This window comes from Microvirga tunisiensis (assembly GCF_009296175.1).
Classification (GTDB): domain Bacteria; phylum Pseudomonadota; class Alphaproteobacteria; order Rhizobiales; family Beijerinckiaceae; genus Microvirga; species Microvirga tunisiensis.
Window position 1 is genome coordinate 1 of record NZ_VOSK01000034.1, and the last position, 23,534, is coordinate 23,534.

22 protein-coding genes, 1 tRNA gene and 1 pseudogene are annotated in these 23,534 nt (G+C 61.2%); 13 read left to right on the top strand and 11 right to left on the bottom strand.

Translation table 11 applies throughout. The annotated features are described in order from the left end of the window. The 7 genes from FS320_RS11745 to FS320_RS11775 form a co-directional block, all read left to right on the top strand. Positions 1-176, top strand: a 176-nt coding sequence (locus FS320_RS11745; protein WP_192926244.1) for a transposase, incomplete at its 5' end; no start/stop codon positions are given. 493 nt (positions 177-669) lie between these two features. Further along, on the top strand, positions 670-1,548 hold the full coding sequence (gene panB, locus FS320_RS11750; RefSeq protein ID WP_152711673.1) for a 3-methyl-2-oxobutanoate hydroxymethyltransferase: 879 nt from the start codon (positions 670-672) through the stop codon (positions 1,546-1,548). An 8-nt stretch (positions 1,549-1,556) separates the two neighbouring features. Beyond that, complete coding sequence (panC, locus tag FS320_RS11755) at positions 1,557-2,492, top strand: pantoate--beta-alanine ligase (protein WP_152711675.1); 936 nt, start codon at positions 1,557-1,559, stop codon at positions 2,490-2,492. Continuing rightward, positions 2,489-3,097, top strand: a complete 609-nt coding sequence (locus FS320_RS11760; RefSeq protein WP_152711677.1) for a hypothetical protein — start codon at positions 2,489-2,491, stop codon at positions 3,095-3,097. The genes panC and FS320_RS11760 overlap by 4 nt, the downstream gene beginning before the upstream one ends. A gap of 376 nt (positions 3,098-3,473) precedes the next feature. After that, complete coding sequence (locus FS320_RS11765; protein WP_152711679.1) at positions 3,474-4,151, top strand: CYTH domain-containing protein; 678 nt, start codon at positions 3,474-3,476, stop codon at positions 4,149-4,151. Between the two features lie 100 nt (positions 4,152-4,251). After that, positions 4,252-4,327: transfer RNA gene (locus tag FS320_RS11770), tRNA-Ile, on the top strand. A 55-nt stretch (positions 4,328-4,382) separates the two neighbouring features. Beyond that, entirely contained in the window at positions 4,383-4,676 is a 294-nt protein-coding gene (locus tag FS320_RS11775; RefSeq protein ID WP_152711681.1) for a hypothetical protein, read from the top strand. Positions 4,677-5,001: 325 nt separating this feature from the next. Here FS320_RS11775 and FS320_RS45130 read toward each other — a convergent pair whose 3' ends face one another. The 8 genes and pseudogenes from FS320_RS45130 to FS320_RS11810 all read right to left on the bottom strand — a co-directional run bounded on the left by FS320_RS45130 (position 5,002) and on the right by FS320_RS11810 (position 13,764). After that, positions 5,002-5,172: a hypothetical protein gene (locus FS320_RS45130; RefSeq protein WP_153885299.1), complete on the bottom strand. Its 171-nt coding sequence runs from the start codon at positions 5,170-5,172 to the stop codon at positions 5,002-5,004. A 32-nt stretch (positions 5,173-5,204) separates the two neighbouring features. After that, positions 5,205-5,657 carry an aspartate 1-decarboxylase gene (panD, locus tag FS320_RS11780; protein ID WP_162002954.1) on the bottom strand — a complete coding sequence of 151 codons (453 nt, stop codon included), beginning with the start codon at positions 5,655-5,657 and terminating at the stop codon, positions 5,205-5,207. A gap of 412 nt (positions 5,658-6,069) precedes the next feature. Further along, positions 6,070-6,806 (bottom strand): IS5 family transposase gene (locus FS320_RS11785; protein WP_244608784.1). Its coding sequence is split into 2 segments (ribosomal slippage): positions 6,070-6,500 and positions 6,500-6,806, totalling 738 coding nucleotides; the frame shifts between segments, so codons are not numbered across the junction. 209 nt (positions 6,807-7,015) lie between these two features. After that, on the bottom strand, positions 7,016-7,420 hold the full coding sequence (locus FS320_RS11790) for a hypothetical protein (protein WP_152711685.1): 405 nt from the start codon (positions 7,418-7,420) through the stop codon (positions 7,016-7,018). Positions 7,421-8,149: 729 nt separating this feature from the next. Then, positions 8,150-9,667: a siroheme synthase CysG gene (cysG, locus tag FS320_RS11795; protein ID WP_152711687.1), complete on the bottom strand. Its 1,518-nt coding sequence runs from the start codon at positions 9,665-9,667 to the stop codon at positions 8,150-8,152. Further along, positions 9,664-11,376 (bottom strand): annotated as a pseudogene (locus FS320_RS11800) (NADPH-dependent assimilatory sulfite reductase hemoprotein subunit); the annotation flags it as partial. The gene cysG and the pseudogene FS320_RS11800, both read right to left, overlap by 4 nt. A 17-nt stretch (positions 11,377-11,393) precedes the next feature. Further along, positions 11,394-13,145 carry a diflavin oxidoreductase gene (locus tag FS320_RS11805; protein ID WP_152711691.1) on the bottom strand — a complete coding sequence of 584 codons (1,752 nt, stop codon included), beginning with the start codon at positions 13,143-13,145 and terminating at the stop codon, positions 11,394-11,396. 157 nt (positions 13,146-13,302) lie between these two features. Next, entirely contained in the window at positions 13,303-13,764 is a 462-nt protein-coding gene (locus tag FS320_RS11810) for an Lrp/AsnC family transcriptional regulator (protein WP_152711692.1), read from the bottom strand. Positions 13,765-13,947: 183 nt separating this feature from the next. On the opposite strand from FS320_RS11810, the gene FS320_RS11815 reads away from it, so the two are divergent. The 4 genes from FS320_RS11815 to FS320_RS11830 all read left to right on the top strand — a co-directional run bounded on the left by FS320_RS11815 (position 13,948) and on the right by FS320_RS11830 (position 18,582). Beyond that, positions 13,948-14,712 (top strand): phosphoadenylyl-sulfate reductase, encoded by a 765-nt coding sequence (locus FS320_RS11815; protein WP_152711694.1) that lies wholly within the window; start codon positions 13,948-13,950, stop codon positions 14,710-14,712. After that, positions 14,696-15,679, top strand: coding sequence for a sulfate adenylyltransferase subunit CysD (gene cysD, locus FS320_RS11820; RefSeq protein WP_274597169.1), 984 nt, complete (start codon positions 14,696-14,698; stop codon positions 15,677-15,679). The genes FS320_RS11815 and cysD overlap by 17 nt, the downstream gene beginning before the upstream one ends. Continuing rightward, entirely contained in the window at positions 15,679-17,295 is a 1,617-nt protein-coding gene (gene cysN / locus FS320_RS11825; RefSeq protein WP_152711696.1) for a sulfate adenylyltransferase subunit CysN, read from the top strand. Before cysD ends, cysN begins: the two co-directional genes overlap by 1 nt. Positions 17,296-17,385: 90 nt before the next feature. Further along, positions 17,386-18,582, top strand: a complete 1,197-nt coding sequence (locus FS320_RS11830) for an O-succinylhomoserine sulfhydrylase (RefSeq protein ID WP_152711698.1) — start codon at positions 17,386-17,388, stop codon at positions 18,580-18,582. A gap of 13 nt (positions 18,583-18,595) precedes the next feature. Here FS320_RS11830 and FS320_RS11835 read toward each other — a convergent pair whose 3' ends face one another. The 3 genes from FS320_RS11835 to FS320_RS11845 form a co-directional block, all read right to left on the bottom strand. Continuing rightward, positions 18,596-19,447 carry a sulfurtransferase gene (locus tag FS320_RS11835; RefSeq protein WP_152711700.1) on the bottom strand — a complete coding sequence of 284 codons (852 nt, stop codon included), beginning with the start codon at positions 19,445-19,447 and terminating at the stop codon, positions 18,596-18,598. A gap of 19 nt (positions 19,448-19,466) precedes the next feature. Continuing rightward, a complete protein-coding gene (locus FS320_RS11840; RefSeq protein WP_425294298.1) occupies positions 19,467-19,901 on the bottom strand; it encodes an OsmC family protein in 435 nt (144 codons plus the stop codon). A 131-nt stretch (positions 19,902-20,032) separates the two neighbouring features. Next, complete coding sequence (locus FS320_RS11845) at positions 20,033-20,701, bottom strand: peroxiredoxin (protein WP_152711702.1); 669 nt, start codon at positions 20,699-20,701, stop codon at positions 20,033-20,035. 105 nt (positions 20,702-20,806) lie between these two features. Here FS320_RS11845 and FS320_RS11850 point away from each other — a divergent pair, with 105 nt between their 5' ends. Both FS320_RS11850 and FS320_RS11855 read left to right on the top strand, forming a co-directional pair. Continuing rightward, complete coding sequence (locus tag FS320_RS11850; RefSeq protein ID WP_152711703.1) at positions 20,807-21,886, top strand: IS630 family transposase; 1,080 nt, start codon at positions 20,807-20,809, stop codon at positions 21,884-21,886. Positions 21,887-22,556: 670 nt separating this feature from the next. Next, positions 22,557-23,534, top strand: a complete 978-nt coding sequence (locus tag FS320_RS11855; RefSeq protein WP_192926276.1) for a sulfate ABC transporter substrate-binding protein — start codon at positions 22,557-22,559, stop codon at positions 23,532-23,534.

Below are 23,534 nucleotides of genomic sequence, written 5' to 3' on the forward strand. Positions count from 1 at the left end.
ATCTCGCCCGGGCGGAGTTCGCAACGCTGCGGTTGCGCCTGCTCAAGATCGCCGTGCGGGTGCAGGAAACCACCAGCCGCATCCGACTGGCCTTTGCCTCGTGCTGTCCGGAAGCGGATCTCGTCCGGCGTCTTGCGAGCGCTCTGGCACCCCAGCCCCGGGCGGCCTCGCCCTGAGCGCCGGGGCTGCCATCGCCCCGGTCATCCCATCCCGTCCCTGCCAACGCGTTCCCCACGTTCCAGACCTTGCCGCGGTGAAAGAAACGCAGCGGATCGGCACGCCCGCGCTACCAAATAGGCCCCGAAACAAACTCTGGTGAATAGGAACGGCTAGAGGAGCTGTGCGAATGCCTTAGTAGCCCTAATGTGAGAAGCAACTTTGAGCGCAGCGTAGTGGCTTGGATACCTCAGCCTGTGTCCCTCAAGCCACAGATCTTACGGACATCCTAAAAACAACCTTACGAAATCGATTACATAGACGCAATTAGACTTCAATTATCGACCATTAGTGGTAAGGGACTTGCGCGAAGCCACATTTGCTCCGTGGCTCCGTTCCCCTGAGGAAACTCGTTCCTCCCAAACTCGGGCTGCTGGCGGCGGCAGCCCATTTTTGACTGATTGTGGACACGCTGCGGGCTGTCGCTACAGCCGCAATGTTGCGCAGGTACGTATGAGCCATCACCTTCCAGCCGACACATCGGCTATCACCATTCCTCGGCTGCAGCAGTGGGCTCGGGACGGCCGGCGGCTAGTGATGACCACAGCCTATGATGCCGTCACAGCCCGCTTGGCTGACCCTGTCGTCGACATGCTCCTGGTCGGCGACAGCGTCGGCAATGTGTGTCTCGGCTTTGACAACACCCTGCCGGTCAGCATGGCGATGATGAACCATCACCTCGAAGCTGTCGCTCGGACCAGGCCGCGAGCTCTGGTCGTCGCCGACATGCCGTATCTGAGCTACCACCTCAGCCTCGACGACACCTTGTGCAACGCCGGCGGCTTTCTCCAGCGCGGAGCGGCCGCCGTAAAGCTGGAAGGCGGTTCCAAGCGTGTTGAGACGATCCGGGCGCTCGTGGAGTGCGAGATTCCGGTCATGGGTCATCTGGGTCTGACACCCCAGAGCGTGCACGCCATGGGCGGTTTCAAGGTGCAGGGCAGGGACGTCCATGATGCTGTGCAGATCCTCGAGGACGCGCACCGGCTGCAGGAGGCGGGCTGCTTTGCACTCGTGCTTGAGGGCATCCCCACAGAACTCGCCGCCCGGATCACCAGGACGCTGAGTATCCCCACCATTGGCATTGGAGCGGGCCCGCATTGCTCGGGTCAGGTGCTGGTCCTGCACGACATTGTGGGCCTGACGCAGGGACGTCGGCCCAAGTTCGTCCGCACCTATGTAGACGGCTTCGATCTGCTGCAGCAGGCCCTCAAGCATTGGGCCGAGGATGTGCGCCGCGGCGCCTTTCCGTCTGCTGCGGAATCCTATGCCCTGCCTGCCGATGCTCATGCGGCAGTATCGGCCTGGGTATCACACCCCTCCACCAGCTCATGAGGCCACTGATGCTGACCTTTCGCACCATCAAGTCGCTGACCCAGTGCTTGCGCGGCTACCGCTCCTCGGGCCTGCAGGTCGGCTTCGTGCCCACCATGGGCTTCCTGCATGCGGGTCATCGGGCGCTGATCGACGAGAGCGTCGCCCGCTGCGACATCACCGTAGTCAGCATCTTCGTCAATCCGACGCAGTTCGGGCCGAACGAGGACCTCGACCGGTACCCACGCGCGCTCGAGCAGGATCACGAACTGTGCCGGACGGCCGGGGTGAACCTGCTCTTCGTGCCCGATGCGACCGAGATCTACCCGCCGGGCTTCCAGACCCATGTCGAACCCGGCCCCGTAGCCGAGCCGCTGTGCGGCGCAGTTCGGCCCGGCCACTTCCGTGGTGTCGCTACCGTCGTGACCAAGCTGTTCAACATCGTGCAGCCGGATGCGGCCTTCTTCGGGCAGAAGGACTTTCAGCAATGTGCCGTGATCCGGCAGATGGTGCGTGATCTGAACATGCCCGTTGAGATCGTCACGGTTCCGACCGTGCGCGAGCCCGATGGTCTCGCCTTAAGTAGCCGCAACAGCTACCTGAGTCCTGCCGACCGCGAGCGAGCCCGCTGCCTCAGCCAGGGCCTGCTCGCCGCTCAGGCGGCGTTCGGGGAGGGAGAGCGGGACAGCCAGCGGCTGCTCGAGATCGCCCGGTCGCAGATGACCGAGGTCGAACAACTACAGTACCTTGAGCTGCGGGATGCAAGGACCTTGGCGGCTGTTCAGAGCTTGGTTGAGCAGCCCGCCGCCTTGTGCGTCGCCGCCACCATCGGTCCCACACGCCTAATCGACAATGTGCTCCTGATCCCTCCACCAACGGCTCTGGCCGATCACGAGCTGGAGCTCGTCTCGCATGTGATGGGCCGCCAAGCGTCACCTCACCCCGAAGAGTCTCGACCGTCATGACAACACTGTCGGACACCGAAGCCCTTGTGTGTGCGCTGAGCACCCGTTTGATCGCCAGTGCAACGGCCACCGACACCCTGGTGGCCTGGTGCGAGGAGTATGGCCTCTCCCACGGACCGATCACCGTGGATGTCCGTCAGCGCTTCGCACCCGCGGTCGTGCCGGATGAGGTTATGGCCGCTTTAGGTCCTGCCACGCCTGAGATTGTTCACTACCGGCAGGTCTGGCTGAAGCGCGGGTCCCTTGCCCTGGCGGCCGCGGAGAACTGGTTCGTGCCGCAACGCCTGACAGCGGACATGAACCAGATCCTGAACCAGACGGACATTCCATTCGGGACCGTCATCGCGCCGCTTCACCCTGTCCGCCGCACGCTGGTTGCCAATGCCGGGCCGCTTGCTGACGATCTTGTCGAGGATCCAGCCTGGTTCAGCGGCTCAGCCCACCAGCCGCACCCTGAGATCATCCTGGAGCATAAAGCCATGATCCTCACTGGCTCCGGAACATCGCTGGCCCTCGTGAACGAGTTCTTCTTCGCGGATCTTGTCTCGTTTGGGCCTCCGACATTGCCCTGCACCGAGCCAGAGAGTGTGAGGCTGGAACGATGACGGCCCAACACGATTTGGCGTCTCAAGCCCTGCACGACCCCAGTCTGATCGAAGAGATGCAGTTGCTGGATCACCGGATCCGATTTGGCCCGACGCAGTCTGGTTGGGTCTCCTTTGTGGCCCGCGAGGGGCACCGTCCAACCATTCTTCTTGCGCCTGACCGCGACACCCTCCTCTTGGAGTCCCGAAAGCTGATCAAGCGACGCCTCGAAGAGAAGAGGTGAGGGGATGGATCATCGTCTCTTGTGGGATGCCAGGGGTTCACCCACCATCATCGACCGTCAGCCTGGATCAACATCAGGGACGGGTTGGCTTTCCCCGCCGGTGCCCCAAACCGATCCTGACACCATTGCCCCATGCTGAGAGGCTGCCCCAGATGAACTCCACCCGTGTCTTTCTGCTGGCCTCAGGCCTGGCCCGGCTGATCGAGCGGGAGCGGGCAGGGACCCTCGTTCAGCAGGGTTACTTTCCCGAGCACCCTGAGCGGAGCACTCACGTGCAGGTCACAGGCGAGGCCGGCCACCTGGTCCTGGTCTCCCACTCCGCAAGGGGTCCGGTGGAGGATACGGCCGAGATCTCTCTGCCCCAGGCCGAGGCCCTGCTCTCGCTCACCGCCGGACAGGTCGAATACCTGAGCATCGCCCTCGACCTGGGATCGCAGGGGGTCATCATTCAGCGCGTCGTCACCCCAGCACCGCTCGATCTGATCAGCATGGCGTTCAGGGATGACAAGACGCCCCGCAAGTTCCAGCCGCCGGCCTGGTTCGGGCCCGAGGTCAGCGCTGATCCGAGCTACCGGTCCCGCTCCCTGGCTCTTGCGGGCCGGCCAGCCGTGCCGGAGGTGGAGGTCACGAACGCGGCCCTCAACAGCCTACTCGACGCCCTGGATCACCGCGATCATGAGGCCGAGCCACGCCCAGCCCGGCCGGCTCAGGCCGCGATCCGCGCTGAGGCACCCGTCGATGCCGAGGCCGAACAGGAGCTCGACGGGCTCAACATTGAGGACAGCGTGATCCGGGAGCTCGCCCGCTCATTGCAGCCACAGGGGCGCTGATGCTGCCCGGGACGGCTTTGACCTGCATGAAATCCCTTGAAGATGGATGTCATCACAAGTACAGCCAGCCTGCTGTGGACTGTCATGGCGGCTGGCGGTGGGGCCTGTAGCTCAATGGTTAGAGCCGGCCGCTCATAACGGTCTGGTTGGGGGTTCAAGTCCCTCCAGGCCCACCAAAGATCAGCCCACGAGTGAATTGATCGCCAGCAGACCTTCGAACGAGAACCCACGATGAGCTACCGCCTGATCCAACTCGCGCCGGGCGCCTATGACCTCTACCTCGACGACATCATTGTCGCCAGCGTGGTCAGAAGCGGCTTGCGCCAGCCCTACACCTGGACCGCCGAGCTGCTTGAGGATCTGCCGCGCAGTAAGCGGCCCTTGCCCTTCCAGGAGATCGAGCACAGCTTCCCATCGCTGGAGGAGCTGTGCGCCTGGCTCGGCCAGCCGCCGGTGACGACCAACAACCGGCATACGGCCTCGTGGCTAAATCCAAGCTGGCAAAAGGCTCATCCAGTAAAATGAGTCTTGGTTCAAGGGCGAGGGCGGAGATCAAGCAGACGAGCTGCTACTGCCCCTCCGACAGATCGTGCACGACCCGATCCGCCCAATTAGCTCGTCCGAGATGGGCGAGCCAAATCAGAGCCTGACGCATGGCTTCCCGGCGTGGGACTCGGCGCTCCTGAGATCCAAACGCAATCTCTTCGCCTACGGTCGGAAAGATAATTTGGCGATCTGGATTCTGGAACAGAAAAGCGACACTGGACGGGATTTGCCTCCTTTGGATCGTAGTGTTTAGACCGACTGTTGCGACAGTTCCGCCCATTGGCAGAGCCAAGCCGTGGGCCAATCAAAGAAGGGAACTCTTGCCCGAGCCATTGGATCCGACGAGGCCAACGCGCTGCTCTTGCAGCGAGAGCGAAAAGCCGTCGAAAACAATCTGCTCCCCGTGCGCGAAGGTTATCTGGTCGAAGGTGACGTGCGGCATGGGATGCCTAAGCCGCGCTGTTCCTTCAGTCATCGGTCGTGTGCTCATAAACGACGGGTGCAAGATCACCTAACGCCTGCTAGAAGGGGGATCGGCTGCCTGTCGCCTGCCTCATTGAGAATCGAAAACTGGTAGCGTCCCATTGAATCGACTTCGACTTGATAGCTTAGACGCTCAAGGACGTTATTCTCTTGGTCGAAGGTCAAGATCCTCGGTGTAATCTCGGTGATCTGTCCCGCGGGAATATAAATCGAGTTGCAGATGATCAATTGATCCCCAGGTTGGCACGTTCGTGCCGCAGACCCGTTCAATATGCAACACCGGGATCCGCGCTCGCCCAAAATCACATAGGTCGAGATCCGGGCGCCTGAGTTTTTGTTCCAAATCTCCACGAATTCGAGTGGGTAAATCCCAGCCTCTTCACAGTGACCTGGATCCAACGTGATTGAGCCGTGATAGTTCAGGTTTGCTCCGGTCACACGGATACCGTGCAACTTAGCCGCAACAACTTTCCTCACTGCGCTATCCTTCTTAACTGTCAATCCACTTGGTCGGATACATCGCAGCGTCATCGCTTCGGCAATCAGTCACGGTTAACTTCGCGTTGCCAGAAAAATTTCAGTTGTCAGGCGTAGCGCCGACATCAACGCCACCCGCGGACTCCAGAGCACCTAAAAGGAGTCCCTCATTCTGAGAAGCTTTCTAGCGTGGCAACGAGTCTAGGTTCAAGGGATAGATCTTCTATTTTCGTCCATCGATTTGGATCGTTTTGCTGTTCCCGGGCCACAGAGAGTCAGCTTGTCATCTTCGGTAGATTGTTGCCAACGAAGAGAGACGAGACGTTCGCAACGGGGTTGATATCTCGAAACATAATTGAGCCTCATAGCCATTCAGGAACATGTCCTGGCAGGTCTTAGAGCGCGTTGACATTCATTTGGTCCAGATGAACGCGCTGACGAGGCAAAGGATTGACATAAACGCCCGTGGGGTCTGTTCGTAGCGCGTGGCGATGCGTCTGAAGTGCTTGATTTTCAGGAAGAAGCGCTCGACGAGGTTGCGCTCGCAGTAGAGGGCGTAGTCGCAGGGGACTTGCGGCGATGTTGTTCTGGGCGGGATGACCGGCACGGCATCCTGGCCTTCGATGGCCTCCCGCAAGGGCTTGGCATCGTAGCCCTTGTCCCCCAAGACATGGTCGGCGGGAAGATCAGCGATCAAGGCTTCGGCCTGAGTGATATCGCTCACCTGTCCCGGCGTCAGGATGAAGCGGAGCGGATTGCCCAAAGCATCAACGACGGCATGGATCTTGGTCGTCAGCCCGCCGCGTGAGCGTCCGATCGCACGAGCCTCACACCCCCCTTTTTGCCCGCCGCATGCTGGTGCGCCCGGACAATGGTTGAGTCGATCATGACGTATTCGAAGTCGGGCTCATCCGCCATGGTGGCAAAAAGCCGATCCCAGACGCCGCTCTTGGACCAGCGCGAGAAGCGAACAAAGGCGCTGTTCCAGTTGCCGAAGAGTTCCGGCAGATCTCGCCAGGGCGCCCCAGTTCGGGCCAGCCAGAGCACCGCTTCCACGAACAGCCGGCTATCGACCGCTGTTCGGCCGGGATCCATGCGTTTGCCCGGCAAATGCGGCTCCATCCGATCCCACTGGTGATCTTTCAACATCAGACGAACTCCGCTCACCCAAGCCTCCGCGCCCAAAAGGAGCTTGAATCAGATTTGCGAGTCCGTCGAAAGCCTGAATGTCAACGCGCTCTAGTGATATCGCGGGGCCAATCTCAATCGTCATAGAGGCAAAGCGCCTGTCTGCTTTCCGTCAGCGCCTCCACCGAAGCAGGTACGCTGCCTAGCCCGACACTGAGCATGAGAACGCTTCAGTTCATAGGGTTGCTCAGATCCTGCTTGCGTCCGTCTTGTAATACTGCACTTAGGACGTTTCTCATGTGAGAAGCTTCTGACCTGGGGAGAATATGGTGGGTCGCAAGCCCTCCCGGTTGTCGTAGAGACAAAAGTACCTTCTCGTCCTTGAGGGACTGAAACTCCCACCACTCGAGAGGCGTGACCAGGACCGAAGTAGGGTCGTCGACTTTCCTTCGGAGAGCCTCTCCAAGTGCGACGGATGAGGCTCGAAGAAGACCAAACCCGACATCGTACGGTAAGGCCAGAACAAGTTCCTGATGGTTATCGGCGCCAAACCTCACGAGGATGTAGGAGCCATCAACGGTCGTCGAAACGCCGAGTACGTTCGCTATGGGGATAGCTTCGATAGAGACATCCATGGCCTGTGATCCTTTCGACTGAAGCAATGATTGCGCAATGGGTATCCGCTCGTCGAGTCTCTGCTCCCACCATTTCCTTGCCCCAGTTCCACATGATTCTTAATGCTGCAGCAGAATGGTATGCGGTAAATGGATCGGCGAGATCGCCATGCCGACAAGCCAAAGCTTTTGGTTTGGAAGTGCCTTCCGACCACAATGGGTGCTGTGTCCTGGATGCACATGAAAATCAGCGAACAACAAACTTCGCCCTTTTATAGATCGTCCTGAAGTACCTCTTGCAATCAGTGTGCGCATCTCTGGACCGGAACGAACCGAACAACTTCTTCAAAACCGGTTGAGCATAGCGCATTGGAGGATTGGGATACGGTCGGTTCATCAAGTCTCGGGCAGAGTGTGTGAGCTGCAGATTTCTATCCTTTACGATAAAGCGATCGTAACATGTCCATCCCACGAAATAGGGTCGTATGAGAAACTTATTCCAAATTGCGTCTGCAGATCTGAGATGCCTTGTCTATCTCATGACGAAACCAGTAGAATCCAAAGGAGATGATATCAGACACTGATGATAACATGGCTCGCGGACATTCGCGCTCATGGCGCAAGATGAATCTTGGAATACTCCTTTTCTGGCTCACCGTCGGAGCGGCTGTTGCGGGCAGGATTGCTTATTTTGATCAGATTGCAGCGGCGGCATCGGCCCAGCCGCTGCGAGAAAAGCGGTAGTCGCCGTCAGTGTCCCACGAGTGTCGGGGCCGACAGTTCGCTCTTCGATACGAACCGCCTTTGCCCATTGCGGGCGGTGAATGTGCTGCTCGCGTGAAGCGGGCATTCCGGTGGTGCGGCGACGGACGCACCAATAGCAATAATCAATGGCCCGGCTCCGGGCAGAGGAATGCCGCGAGCAACATCCTTGACGGTCGAGTGTGTGTTCTCCTGATCGTCTCTCGACACATTGCTGATCGCGACGACAGGCGTCGCGGGAGGCAGGCCGCTCTCGATCATCCGGGTCGCCAACTTCGATGCCGTGCGCCGGCCCATGTAGACGATCGTCGTCGCCTGCGGGTCCGCCAATGCCGCAAGGTTCAGGTTTTCCGGAAGATCTCCATGCCGGTCATGAGCGGTGATGAACTGGACCCTTTGCGCATGATCGCGATGAGTCAGGGAAGCGTTGAGCGAGGCGGCAGCGGCACTCGCCGTCGTGATGCCCGGAACGATGCGGACCGGAACGCCAGCGTCCCGGCAGGCCGCGACCTCCTCGCCGGTCCGGCCGAAGACGGCGGGATCCCCGCCTTTGAGACGAACGACGCATTCACCGGCAAGCGCAAGATCGACGATCAGGGCGTTGATGTCTTCCTGGCGGCATGACGCGCTATGGCCTTCCTTGCCGACATGGACCCGGCGGGCCTCCCGGCGCGCCAGTTCGAGAATGGCCGGCGTGACGAGGCGATCGTAGACGATGACATCGGCTGCTTGCAGCTCCCGCATCGCCTTCAGGGTCAAGAGCTCGGGATCGCCTGGACCCGCGCCGACAATGACGACTTCACCCCGCCTCGCCGAGGCTTCTCCGCCAGCCTCGTGCGCGAGGCGATCCAGGGTGCCGTCCAAGTTCCGGCCTTGGGACCCGTTCGCGAATGCGCCATCGACGAACCGTTCCCAGAACCGGCGCCGACCCGGCTTTGACGGGACGATCTCCCGCAGGCGATCGCGGAAGTCCTTTGCGGCCTGCGCCCATGCGCCGAGGGAGGAGGGCAGGACTGCCTCGATGCGCCGACGAATGGCCTGGCCCAGAATGGGAGCCGCTCCATCGGTCGATATGGACACGATGACGGGGGCGCGATTGACGATGGTGCCGAACTGAAAATCGCAGAAAGCCGGCTGATCCACGATGTTGACGAGAGCGCCGCGTCGGCGCGCCGCTTCGGCGAACGTTGCGGCGTCCTGCCCATCCTCGATATCCGCGATGGCGACCGAGACCCCGGCGAGGTCCATCTCACGCCATGTCCTTTGAACGAGGGTGAGGTGCTTCGGGTCGTTTCGAACGACGGCGCGAAGTTCGGGTGAAGGGTCCTCCGCAAGGATCCTGACCGCACCGCCCGCGGCCGCGAGGAGTTCGACTTTCCAGGCGATCCCGTCGGATCCCCCCACGACGAGAATCGAACGCCCGGCGAGATCGACGAAGACCGGCAGTTTCGGCAGGGCGTTGAGGCGCGCAGGGCGCCGGTCGTCGGGCCAAAGAGGCGCGTTCATTCCGCCGCCTCGGCCAGAGGGCCCGTGTTGGCGTGAAAATCCCGCCCGTTTCCCGTTGCGGCCACGATCCCTGCGCGGATGACGAAGTCCCCGAACCTCTCCGCGGGCTTGCGCCCGTGGGCGTAGGCCGCAAACAGCGGGTCGAGAGCGGCGACGATCTCGTCATGCTGCAGGTCGGCGGCATAGAGCTTGGACAGTCGGGACCCGTCGAACGCGGCGCCGAGATAGAGATTGTACCGCCCGGGGCCTTTGCCCACGAGACCGATCTCCGCGATATACGGGCGGGCGCAGCCATTGGGGCAGCCGGTCATGCGGATCGTGATCTCGTCCTCGGCAAGGCCGCGAAGGCTGAGCCGCTCCTCGAGAACCGTCACGAGCGACGGCAGGTAGCGCTCGCTCTCGGCCAGCGCCAGGCCGCAGGTCGGCAGGGCCACGCATGCCATTGCGTTGCGGCGCAGCGCCGTGGCGTGGCTCGTCAGGCCATATTCCTCCACAAGCGCTTCGATCTGCGGACGCTTCTCCGGCGACACGTTCGCCACGATGACGTTCTGGTTCGCCGTGAGGCGAAATTCCCCGTCGTGGATTTCGGCGATCCGGCGGAATCCCGTCATGAGGGAGGGGCCGTCCGGAATATCGCGCAGGCGGCCGTTCTCGATGAAGAGCGTCAGATGGGAGCGCCCGTCCTCGCCCTCGACCCATCCGTAGCGATCGCCATTGCTGTCGAAATGGAAAGGCTGCGGCTTGCCGAAGGCTTTGCCAGTACGACGCTCGACCTCGGCGCGGAACGTCTCGAGGCCACGATCCTCGATGGTGTATTTGAGACGCGCATGCTTGCGGAGCGCGCGGTCGCCCCAGTCGCGCTGCACGGTCACTACGGCTTCTGCCACGGCAAGTGCATCCTCGGGCTGGCAGAAGCCCAGCACGTCGGCCGTGCGGGGATAGGTGTCCTCTTCGCCATGGGTCATGCCCATGCCGCCGCCGACCGTCACGTTCCAGCCTGTAATCTCGCCCTTCCTGTCGAGAATCGCGATGAAACCGAGATCCTGTGCGAAGATATCGACCTCGTTCGACGGAGGAACGGCCACCACCGTCTTGAATTTCCGCGGCAGGTAGGTCTGGCCGTAGACGGGCTCGATGACCCCTTCGCCGCCGACGACCTTTTCCCCGTCGAGCCAGATCTCCCGATAGGCCGGCGTCTGCGGGAGGAGGTGCCCGGAAATCGACCGGGCGAGATCGAGAGCCGCCTTATGGGCGCGGGACTGATGCGGATTGGTGGAGGCCAGCACATTGCGGTTGACGTCGCCGCAGGCGGCCAGCGTGTCGAGCAGCGCCGTGTCGATGGCCTTCATCGTCGCCTTCAGGTTCGACTTGATGACGCCATGGAACTGAAAGGTCTGGCGGGTCGTCAGGCGCAGCGTGCCATTGGCGTAGTCCCGGGAGATCCGGTCGAGCTGGAGCCATTGCGCCGGCGTGCAGACGCCGCCGGGGATGCGCAGGCGGATCATGAAGGAATAGGCCTTCTCGAGCTTCTTCTTCGTGCGCTCGGCCCGCAGATCGCGGTCGTCCTGCAGATACATACCGTGGAACTTGACCAGCTGCTGGTCGTCCTCGGTGATCGCACCGGTCACGATGTCGGTGAGACCTTCCGCGAGCGTGCCGCGCAGATAGCCGCTCGCCTCTTTGATGCGTTCGTTGCGCGAGAGTTCGTTGGACATCGCCTTGCTTCTCAATAAACGTCTTGGTGATAGCGCCGGCCGCGCTCGAGCTCGGTGACGGCAAGCTCGGCGGCGTCGGGAGAAAGGGCTTTGACGTCGGCGAAGGCTGCGACGAGCGCCGCGCGGATATCCTTCGCCATGGCCGTGGCGTCACCACAAACGTAGAGCTGCGCGCCATTGTCCAGCCAGTCGATCATGTCCCGGCGCTGCTCCCAGAGGCGGTGCTGCACGTAGACCTTCTGCGGCGTGTCGCGCGAGAAGGCGAGATCGATCCGGGTCAGCGAGCCGTCCTTCAGGGCATCCTGCCATTCGAGCTGATACAGGAAGTCGTGCGTGTAGCGCCGATCGCCGAAGAACAGCCACGACTTGCCGCTGACGCCGACGGCGCGCCGCTCCTGCACGAAGGCGCGGAAGGGCGCCACACCGGTGCCGGGGCCGATCATGAGGATGTCGGTTGACGGATCGGGCAGCCGGAAATGCTTGTTGGGTTTGAGGCGTACGCGGGCTGATGCTCCGGCCTTAAGGCGGTCAGCCACGAACGTCGAGGCAACGCCGCTCCGGAGACGCCCGTGCGTTTCGTAGCGGACGGCCGCGATCAGCAGGTGCGCCTCGTCGCCGACTTCCTTGCGAGAAGAGGCGATGGAATAAGCCCGGGGTGGGAGCGGTCTTGTGAGCGCTGTGAGCTGCTCAGCCGTGAGGGACACGGGAAACGCTTCGACCAAATCGATCAGCTGGCGTCCCTCAATCCAGGAGCGGGCTTGGCCCTCATCAAGGAGCTTGCGCACCTCCGCATGTCCGGTCTGAGCAGCAAAGGTCTCCAGAGTCTTGACGGAGAGCGTGGTAATGTCGCGTTCGCCTGCCAGCGTCGCACGCACGGCGTCGTCATCCCGAAGCCCAGTCACTGACAGAACTGCCTCGATGAGGGCTGGGTCGTTCTCAGGGAAGAGTTCGAGCGAGTCGCCGGGCTCGTAACCGGGGATCGCACCATCAAAACCAAGCGCCAGATGAAAGGTCTCCTTGCCGGAACGGGAGGAGTTCAGGTTGACATGCTCGAGCACCTCGACGTTAAGCGGCTCGCGGCTGACTTCGGCAGGACCACGGGCACCGAAATCGATTGCGACCACGTTATCGGACGAAGCCTGATCAGGTGCCAGCACCTCGAGTGTGCTCTTGATCCAGGCTGCCGCAGGGGCATCGAAGTCGAGATCGCAATCGATCCTGTCGACCGCACGTGCCCCACCGAGTTCAGCGAGCCGTGCGTCAATGGCCTTGCCGACGCCACAGAATTCCGCGTAGGCCGTGTCGCCCAGGGCCAGGACGGCATAGGTGATGCCCTCAAGACGCGGCGCCGATGGGCCCATCAGGTCGGCATAAGCCCGCGTCGCGCGTGAGGGCGGTTCGCCTTCGCCCCAAGTCGCGGCAATCACCACAAGGCGGCTCTGCTTCGGGAGGTCGGCAATCTCGAGGTCGGCGAAATCGACGATCCTGGGCTTGAAGCCGTTTTTCTTGGCAAGTTTTGCCACATCCTGAGCCAACCGCTCCGCATTGCCGGACTCGCTAGCAAAGAGGATCGTCAGGGGCTCTGCCGCACGGGCGGGCGCCTCGACACGGGGAAGCGGGACCTGGCCCGCATCGACCCCGGCGAGAAAGCCGGCGAGCCACGCACGCTGGATCGGGGAAGCCGCACTCAGGACGCGATCGAGGCTGAGCCGGTCGTCGTCACCGAAAGGAGCCGTTTGAGGGAGAAGGGCTGATGCTGACATGGCTCGAATGTCGCTCGGGTCTTTGGAACAAGTCAATGGAATGTTCGTTTTAAAGAACGGCGATCGGCAGAAAACTTATTTTGTCAGATTCTAAAAAGAGAGAAGAGAATTCTGTTTATTTATGAACATAAGAATATGTACCTATAATGAGCCTTCTTTATGCCGTGATCTCGATCGGCAGCGCCGTCGTGAACTTGACCCGCTCGACACTGAAGCGCGAACTGACTTTCTTGAGCGGCACAATCCCGATCAAACGCTTATAAAACAAGTCATAAGCTTTGACGTCCGAGACAACGACGCGGAGGATGTAGTCGACATCGCCGGCCATCCGGTGGAACTCCACGACCTCGTTCATGGTCGCAATCGCGTCGATAAACCGGTCGATGGCCTCCTGGGTATGATCACCGGCTTCGATGCACACGAAGACCGTCAGGCCAAGCCCCAGCTTTTCCGGGTCGAGAAGCGCGACCCGTTGCTGGATCACACCCTCGGCTTCAAGACGCTGAATTCGCTTCCAGCAGGGCGTTTGAGACAAACCGACCCGATGGCCGATGTCTGCGACAGACAATGTGCCATTCTGCTGAAGAAGGTCCAAAATTTTTCGGTCGATGCGATCCATCTCTACATCCAGCTTTTTGTCGAATAGAAATTCTCTCGTTCTGACTTCTGGAGAATAAACTTCTCTACTTGGGATAACTTGCTCTATTGGCCGCTCAGCCATCCCTCCGGCTCGGGACGACGTGACCTTGACATCGTTCGTTATTAAGAACAAGTTCGATCTCACACTTTGGAGACAATTTCCATGGATCTGGGTTCAGGAGGAGCCGGAGCAGAGGTTCTGGCCCGCGCCATGACGGACGTCAGCCTTGCCGAACGGCTCATCCTCGCCTCGCGTTCAATCGGCGGCCGGATCGTGTTCACGACAAGCTTCGGTCTTGAAGATCAGGCGCTCACCCACGCCATTTTCCGGGCTGGCCTCGATGTTCATGTTGAGCTCGTCACCCTCGATACCGGTCGACTGTTCCCTGAGACCTATGAGGTATGGGCGCAGACGGAGGACCGCTACGGACGCCGGATCTCGGCGGTGAGCCCGGATCGGGCTGGTCTGGAAGCTCTGGTGTCGGCCCAAGGCATCAACGGTTTCCGTCATTCTGTCGAAGCTCGAAAGGCCTGCTGTGACATCAGGAAGGTGGAGCCTCTTGGACGGGCGCTCGCGGGAGCCGCAGGCTGGATCACAGGCCTGCGTGCCGAGCAATCCGCCTTCCGGGCTGCTGTGCCATTGGCGGTGCAGGATAGCGGCTATGGGCTGATCAAGCTCAATCCCCTGGCGGATTGGAGCCGGCAGGACCTCGTGCGGTACGTGGCCGACAATGCTATTCCATATAACACGCTGCACGACCAGGGCTTTCCTTCCATCGGCTGTGCGCCCTGCACTCGCGCCGTCCGCCTCGGGGAACCCGAGCGTGCGGGCCGCTGGTGGTGGGAGCAGGAAAGCAAGAAGGAATGTGGCCTGCACCTCGTGCCAACACAGACAACACAGGAGCCGTCCCATGACCGGGTGGCGTGAGGGTGCTATGCGCCGCGCTCAACAACCCCATCCTCAAGGGCCCACCCTTGAGCGCAAACTGCCGAAAGCCGGGCTGACCCATCTCGATCGCCTCGAGGCGGAGAGCATCTACATCATGCGCGAGGCGGTGGCTGAGAGCGACAACCCGGTCCTGCTGTACTCGATCGGCAAGGACTCGTCGGTCCTGCTGCACCTTGCGCTCAAGGCATTCTACCCGGCAAAGCCTCCGTTTCCGCTTCTACATGTGGACACCACGTGGAAGTTCCGCGAGATGATCGCCTTCCGGGATCGCCGGGCAAAGGAACTCGGGCTCGATCTGCTGGTGCACACCAATCCAGACGGGCTTGCCCGCAACATCGGCCCGATCAGCCACGGCTCGGAAGTGCACACCGATGTCATGAAGACTCAGGCGCTCAAGCAGGCGCTTGAGCGGTACGGGTTCGATGCCGCGTTCGGCGGCGCCCGCCGCGACGAGGAGAAGTCACGGGCGAAGGAACGGGTGTTCTCGTTGCGCAATGCCCATCATCGCTGGGATCCCAAGCGCCAGCGGCCTGAGCCCTGGCAGCTCTACAACGGGCGCAAGCGCCGCGGTGAGAGCCTGCGCGTCTTTCCGCTTTCGAACTGGACCGAACTCGACATCTGGCTCTACATCCACCGCGAGAACATTCCGATCGTTCCCCTGTACTTCGCAGCGGAACGACCTGTCGTCGAGCGGGACGGCATGCTTGTCATGGTCGATGACGACAGGCTGCCGCTCCATCCGGGCGAGCAGCCGCAGTTGCGATCGGTTCGGTTCCGGACACTCGGCTGCTATCCGTTGACAGGAGCCGTGGAGAGCACGGCCGCCACTCTCCCGGACATCATCCGCGAGACACTCGAGGCGCGTACGTCCGAGCGCCACGGGCGCGCCATCGACAAGGACACCGCCGCGTCCATGGAACGCAAGAAGCAAGAGGGCTATTTCTGATGACTGTCCGTCCCGCACCTGACAGCTTCCTGCTGGAAGACTATCTCGCGGCCCATGAGCGCAAGAGCCTGCTTCGCTTCATCACCTGCGGTTCCGTTGACGATGGCAAGTCCACCCTGATCGGTCGTCTGCTATACGAATCCAAGCGTCTGTACGACGACCAGCTCGCAACGCTGGAGCACGACTCACGCAAACATGGAACGCAGGGCGGGGGCATCGATTTCGCGCTCCTGGTGGATGGGCTCGCCAGCGAGCGCGAGCAGGGGATTACCATCGACGTCGCTTATCGCTTCTTCTCGACGGACCGGCGAACCTTCATCGTTGCCGACACGCCCGGCCACGAACAATACACGAGAAACATGGCAACAGGCGCCTCGACCGCCGATGTCGCCATCCTGCTCATCGATGCTCGCAAGGGGCTCACGCGCCAAACCCGCCGTCATGCGCTTCTCGTGTCGATGCTCGGCATCCGCCATGTCGCCCTGGCCATCAACAAGATGGACCTCGTGGAATGGTCCGAGGAGAGATTCAAACAGATCAGTGCGGAGTTCCGGACCTTCTCGGCCAATCTGGGCTTCGATCAGATTGCCGCCATTCCCTTGTCGGCTCTGCACGGCGACAACGTCGTCGAGCCGTCGACGCATACGGTTTGGTATGCCGGGCCGACGCTGCTCTCGTATCTCGAAACCGTTGAGGTCGAGCAGAAGGCCGACGCCGAGCCGTTCCGCATGCCGGTCCAGTGGGTCAATCGGCCCAACCCGGAGTTTCGCGGCTTTGCCGGCTTTGTCACCAGCGGCCGTGTCAGGTCCGGCGACCGAGTGCGAATCCTGCCCTCTGGACTGGAGACATCCGTTGCGCAGATCGTGACGATGGACGGAGAGCTGAATGAGGCCATTGCCGGTCAGTCCGTCACGCTCACCCTGTCCGACGAGGTGGACATCTCCCGTGGGGACGTCATCGCATCCCTGGAGAGGCAGGCTCAGGTCTCCGATAAGCTCGACGCCCGCCTGTTCTGGATGGCGACAGAGCACCTGAAGGAAGGTGACCAGTTTCTGTTGAAGATTGGTGCAGCGTCAGTGCCTGCAAGGGTCGTCCGTGTGCGTCAGAGGATCGATCTTGCCTCGCTTGCCTCTGTGCCCGTGTCGTCGCTGGGAGCCAACGACATCGGCCATGTGGTTCTCGCCCTGGACCAGCCCGTCGCCTTCGATCCCTATACCGAGAGCCGTCGCACCGGGGGCTTCATTCTCATCGACCGGGAGAGCTTCGACACGGTTGCGATCGGTCTCGTGGACGGCGCAGTGGCCGAGCAGCCGGTCAGCCTTCAGGTCGCCCGCAACAACGCCCCCCTGGCCTGGATCAAATGGACCGGCGAACAGAAGCGGCGGAGCGCCCTGAAGGCCATGTCATGGCGGATCATCGGGTCTGTTGCAACCGTAGGCGCGGCAATTGCCCTGAGCCAGGATATCCGCTTAGCCGCAGCCATTGGCGCGACCGAGGTGGTGACCAAGCTCGTGCTCTATTACGGCCATGAGCGCCTCTGGGCCCGCATCCGCTACGGCCTGTCCGTTGCAACCGGCCACCATGGCGGCGGCCCTCAAAGTTCGGGCGCCAAGTAGGCGCTGGTCCTCTTTCTCAATCACCAATCATCGTGACAACGCCTGCTGCGCTGCCGCGGATTAGCAGCCCACCAAGGTGAAGGAACAACAATGAGCGAGTGTTCACGTCGAACCCGGCCCCTACAGGCGGACACCCGGCTGGTTCATGAAGGCACGCTACGGTCGGAGTTCGGCGAGACCTCCGAAGCGCTGTTTCTCACCCAAGGCCACGTTTATGCCAGTGCCGAGGACTGTGAGGCCCGCTTCAAGGGAGAGAGCCCGGGCTTTCTCTATGCCCGGTTCTCGAACCCGACCGTCACGATGTTCGAGCAGCGCATCGCATCCTTCGAAGGAGCCGAGTCCGCTCGTGCGACGGCGACCGGGATGGCCGCCGTGACGGCGGCCCTGATGGGCTTGCTGCAGGCGGGCGACCACATCGTTGCCGCCCGTGCGCTCTTCGGATCCTGCCGCTATGTCGTCGCTGAGCTCCTGCCCCGGTTTGGCGTGGCAGCCACCCTGGTTGACGGAACCGATCTCGACGGGTGGCGCAAAGCTATACGGCCTGAGACGAAGGTCTTCTTTCTGGAAAGCCCGGCCAATCCCACGCTGGAGGTCATCGACATCGAGGCCGTCGCCGCGCTTGCCCGTCAGGCCGGGGCGAAGCTGGTGGTGGACAACGTGTTCTCGACGCCGGTCTGGCAGAAGCCGCTGCAACTCGGAGCCGATTGCGTCGTCTATTCCGCGACTAAGCACATAGACGGGCAGGGGCGCTGCCTTGGCGGCGTGATCCTGGCATCCGAGGAGTTGATCCAAGCTCACATTCATACGCTGTTGCGGCAGACAGGTCCTTCGATGTCTCCGTTCAACGCCTGGGTGCTTCTGAAGAGCCTGGAAACGCTGCCCCTGCGTGTCGAGCGTCAGACCCGGACGGCGGCTAGCGTCGCGGACGCCTTGGCAGGACATTCCAAGATCCGCCGCCTGATCTATCCGGGCCGCGCCGATCACCCGCAGGCTGATATCATCGCCCGGCAGATGACGGGCGGCTCGACCCTGCTCGCCCTTGAGATCGAAGGAGGCAAGGCAGGCGCCTTTCGCTTCCTGAATGCCCTCGATCTGATCCGGATCTCCAACAATCTCGGCGATGCCAAGAGCCTGATCACCCACCCGGCGACGACGACGCACCAGCGTTTTACATCGGAGGAGAGGGCAGAGATGGGTGTCTCGGAAGGTCTGGTCCGACTCTCGGTCGGCCTTGAGCATCCCGATGATCTCATCGAGGACCTGACGCAGGCTCTTGAGCACGTTTGAAGTGGTTGCCGTGTCAGCTCGCGTTCGTCACGACAGGCCGACCGGGATCCTGGGTCCACTCTGACATTGAGCCATCATAGAGCCTCACGTCGGGACGTTTGAGCACCTCCGAGAGGACAAACCAGTTCGTGGAGGCGAGGTGGCCGGTGTTGCAATAGCTGACCACGGGCCCTTGGGGAATCTGCTCGAATAATTGCTCGAGTTCCTTGACAGAGCGCAGACGTCCAGTCCCCGGCTGGATGGCTCCGCTATGGTCCAGGTGGAGAGCGCCCGGCAGGTGACCGGCGCGTGCAACCTGCGGGCTCTTCTCCCGCCCGTCAAACTGAGCCTGTGAGCGCCCGTCGACCAGCGTTGCGTCGCCATGGGCAACAACCTTCTCGACAGCATGGATCTCGGCTCGCAAGCTTCCTGTGGGCCGTACGGGATAAAGCGGGCTGGCAGTTGGTGCAGACACGCCGGTTTCCTCCAGACCGCCGGATTCCCGCCACGCTTTGAATCCCCCGTCGAGGATCGACACCTGGCTGTGGCCGATGGTTTTGAGAGTCCAATAGACCCGGGCGGCTGCGCTGAAATCGGCAGCGGCTTCACCCGCCGATACGATGACCACGTGATGCTCGGACGTCATGCCGATGCGGCTCAGAAGGGCGGACAAATGGCTGGCCTCGGGTAATAGGCCGCCAGCACCACCCTCGGCGATCCGCCAGCCATCAACGGCGTAGTCGCTGTGAATGGCGCCCGGAATGTGCCCGGCCGCGAAGGCCTCCTGGCCGCCGCTCTCCGCCGAACGGATATCGACGATCAGAAATGACGGATCAGCGAGGTGATCCGACAGCCATTTGGTTGCAACGAGCGGTGACACGGTCATGGCGAGCGTTTCCGGAAATTTAAGCGGTAGGGCGAGGATCGACAGTCCACGAATGCGTGATGTCCGCGACCTGCCCGAGCATGATGGATGCGGAGCAATACTTGTCCTTGGACAACTGGATAGCACGTTCGACCTTTTCCGACGATAAACCGTGTCCGGACAGGCGGTAGGTGAGATGGATCGTCGTAAAGACCTTCGGATCCGTCGCTGCGCGCTCGGCTTCGACCTCGACCACGCAATCGGTGACAGGCTCGCGACCGCGCTTTAGAATGAGCGCCACGTCGAACGCCGTGCAGCCGGCGAGCCCCAGCAGCATGAGTTCCATGGGCCGGATGCCGACATTGCGGCCACCGTTCTCCGGCGCACCATCAAGCACAATCGCATGACCGCTCCCGGATTCGCCCGTGAACATCATGCCCTCGACCCAGGACACCCGCGCTTTCATGCTGGTCATTTAGTTTCCTTGGATATGAGCATCCGGCAGCTCGGCCATCAGCGTATTTGGACGCCGCCGGCAATCACGCTGGCGGCGCCCTATTCGGGGCAAGGGATATTCGCCCCCCGCTTCGCATGTGAGATTGCAGATCAGTTCGCCTTGGCGGGCTGCGGCACGATGCGCAGATAAGGCTTCGGTGCCTTCCAGCCCCCCGGATACAGGTTCTTGGCCTCCTCGTCCGAAACCGAGCCCGCGATGATCACATCATCCCCCTGCTTCCAGTTCGCTGGGGTCGCCACCCGATGTTGAGCCGTCAGTTGTAGCGAGTCGAGGACCCGCAGCACTTCGTCAAAGTTGCGGCCCGCGGTCATCGGATAGACGAGAACGAGCTTGATCTTCTTGTCGGGACCGATGACGAAGACATTGCGAACGGTCTGGTTGTCGGCGGCTGTACGCCCCTCCGATGTCTCGCCGGCATGGGCAGGGAGCATACCGTAAAGCTTGGAGATCTTGAGGTCGGGATCGCCGATGATCGGATAGTTGACGGCCGCGCCTTGTGTCTCCTCGATGTCGCGCGCCCAGGCCTCGTGCTTCTCCACGGGATCGACGGAAAAGCCGATGACCTTGACGCCACGGCGCTCGAACTCAGGCTTGAGCCGCGCCACCTCGCCCAGTTCCGTCGTACAGACCGGCGTAAAATTCTTCGGATGGGAGAACAGAACCGCCCAGGCGTCACCAATCCACTCATGGAAGCTGATCCGACCCTCGGTCGTCAGCGTGTCGAAATCTGGAGCCGTCTGGCCGATCTGAAGTGTCATGGCAGTGATCTCTCTCCGTTACGCGTGGATTGGTCGCTGCATGTGCTAGTGTTCTGTCACTGACGGGTGATTCCGAAATCCGATCCGACGTGCAATCCTGCTCTGATGGGCAAGATCGAACGCATTGAGGTTCCCGCCGCTGATCGAGATCGCTTGGAGAGCTTGGTCGGTGACCGCAACACACCCCAGAAGGTCGTCTGGCGGGCTCGGATTGTTCTGCTGACGGGCGAAGGCCTGCGCGCCACCGAGGTGGCCGCCCGCATTGGCACGAGCACTCTGACGGTGCGGCGCTGGCGCCGCCGCTATGCGCAGGCGGGCGTCGACGGGCTTCTCAAGGACGCCACCCGCCCGCCAGGGCGTAAGCCCCTGACGGCAGCGGTGATCCAGCGGGTTGTCGCCATGACCCTGCATGAGAAGCCGCCGCGAGCGACGCAGTGGAGCGTGCGCTCGATGGCCGCTGTCACAGGCCTGTCCCACACCAGCGTGCAGCGGATCTGGCACGCCCACGGCCTCAAGCCGCACCTGGTCAAGACCTTCAAGCTGTCCACCGACAAGCACTTTGTCGAGAAGGTCCAGGACGTGGTCGGCCTGTATCTTGATCCACCGGACAAAGCCCTGGTGCTCGCGGTTGATGAAAAGTCTCAGATCCAGGCGCTCGACCGCACCCAGCCGGGCCTGCCGCTCAAGAAGGGCCGCGCCGGCACCATGACGCACGACTATAAACGACATGGCACCACGACCCTGTTTGCCGCTCTTGATGTGGCGACCGGCACGGTCCTGGGCACCTGCATGAAGCGCCATCGCCATCAGGAGTTTCTGCGCTTCCTGCGTGTCATTCATCGCAACACCGACAAGCGCCTCGACCTGCACCTGATCGTGGACAACTACGCCACCCACAAGCACCCGAAGGTGAAGGCTTGGCTCGAAAAGCATCCGCGCTTCCACCTGCACTTCACGCCGACCTCGGCCTCATGGCTCAACCAGGTTGAGCGGTTCTTTGCCCTGATCACCCAGGAGCGCATTCGGCGGGGCGCCTTCACGAGCGTGCCCGATCTGGAGAGTGCTATCATGGACTACCTGGAGCACCACAATGCCGACCCGAGACCCTTTGTCTGGACCGCCTCGGCCTCAGCTATCCTGGAAAAGGTCGCCCGTGCGAAACAAGCGTTAGAGTCACAACACTAGGCAGTGTGCAACCGATTGGTCCGATCACGTGTGTTTCATCGCTTCGCTACCAGTCACAACGCACACGCTACCGATCCTCATCTCGAATTCAGTCGTTTGATGCGCATGAAATCCTGTCGAACGCTCGCTTGAAGCAGGCGAATGCACCGACTGGCAGGATCGGAGTGTCCGATAGCAAGTGCACCGAGTCAATAAAAATGTTCTTTTTATAGAACGCCCCAAGACAAAAGAGTTTGCCAGTGATGCCTTCTTTTGGGGAAGAATCTTCTAAACGGGTCTATGATGGCCATACTTGGATCATAAACAACGCCTCTGCCGCAAATGCTCGGGCGAATAAAAATTATTCCCACTTAAACAGCCCAATCCCTAGTACAAACATACTGCGTCAACGCGGATGCCGTAGAACATCATTCTATGAATATGTGACGCTATACTACAAAAGAACGTATAACTGAGGACAATCAGCAAAGTAATTATCTTAGGTGATTTGACACTTGTTCTTTTTAGCGGATATTTCTCTGCCTATCGGAGAGCCCTTGGTAGCTTGCTGCCTGCTCTCGCTTCGATCACAACCCGGGAGGGTGGAATGCATGGCAATTCTCTAGAAGTCGCTGGAGTGAAAAAACATTCTCAGTTGCGGTCCATTCTACCGGCTATCGGTTTGGCTTTCATGGGATGCGCTGGCCTTCTGACGCTCTCCAGCACCGCATCGGCTCAGACGCAGTTGCTGAACGTGTCCTACGATCCAACGCGCGAGCTCTACCGCGAGATCAATCAGGCCTTTGCGGATGATTGGAAGGCAAGGACGGGTGAGACCGTCACGATCCGGACGTCCCACGGCGGATCCGGCGCTCAGGCCCGTACGGTGATCGACGGCATCGACGCCGATGTGGTGACGCTCGGCATTCCGTCCGACATTGACGCTATCGCGAAAGCGACGAAGAAGATCCCGGCCGACTGGCGCAGCAAGCTGCCCAACAATTCGCTGCCTTATACGTCGACCGTCGTCTTTCTGGTTCGCAAGGGCAACCCGAAGGGGATCAAGGACTGGGGCGACCTTGTAAAGCCAGGCGTCCAGGTGATCACGCCCAATCCGAAAACCTCCGCGGGCGGTCGCTGGAATTTCCTGGCAGCCTGGGGCTATTCGCAAACCAAGGACGGCAGTGCCGACAAGGCGAAGGAGTTCGTGACCGCCCTCTACAAGAACGTTCCGGTGCTCGATACCGGCGCCCGCGGATCGACCGTGACCTTCGCGCAGCGTGGCCTCGGGGATGTTCTGCCGGCTTGGGAGAACGAAGCCTTCCTCGTGCTCGACGAATTCGGGCGCGACAAGTTCGAGATTGTTGTGCCGACGCTGTCGATCCTGGCCGAGCCGCCGGTTGCTCTCGTCGAGGGTAATGCGGATGGCAAGGGGACACGCAAGGTCGCTGAGGCCTTCCTCAGCTTCCTCTATACCGACAAGGCTCAGGCGATCTTTGCCAAGCATCATTACCGGCCGATCAAGACCGAGGCTGCCAAGCCGGAGGATCTCGCGGTTCTGCCAAACCTGAAGCTGTTCACGATTGAATCCCTGCAGGGCAACTGGGACGACATTCAGAAGAACAATTTCGACTCCGGCGGGCTCTTCGATCAGATCAGCAAGCGCTGA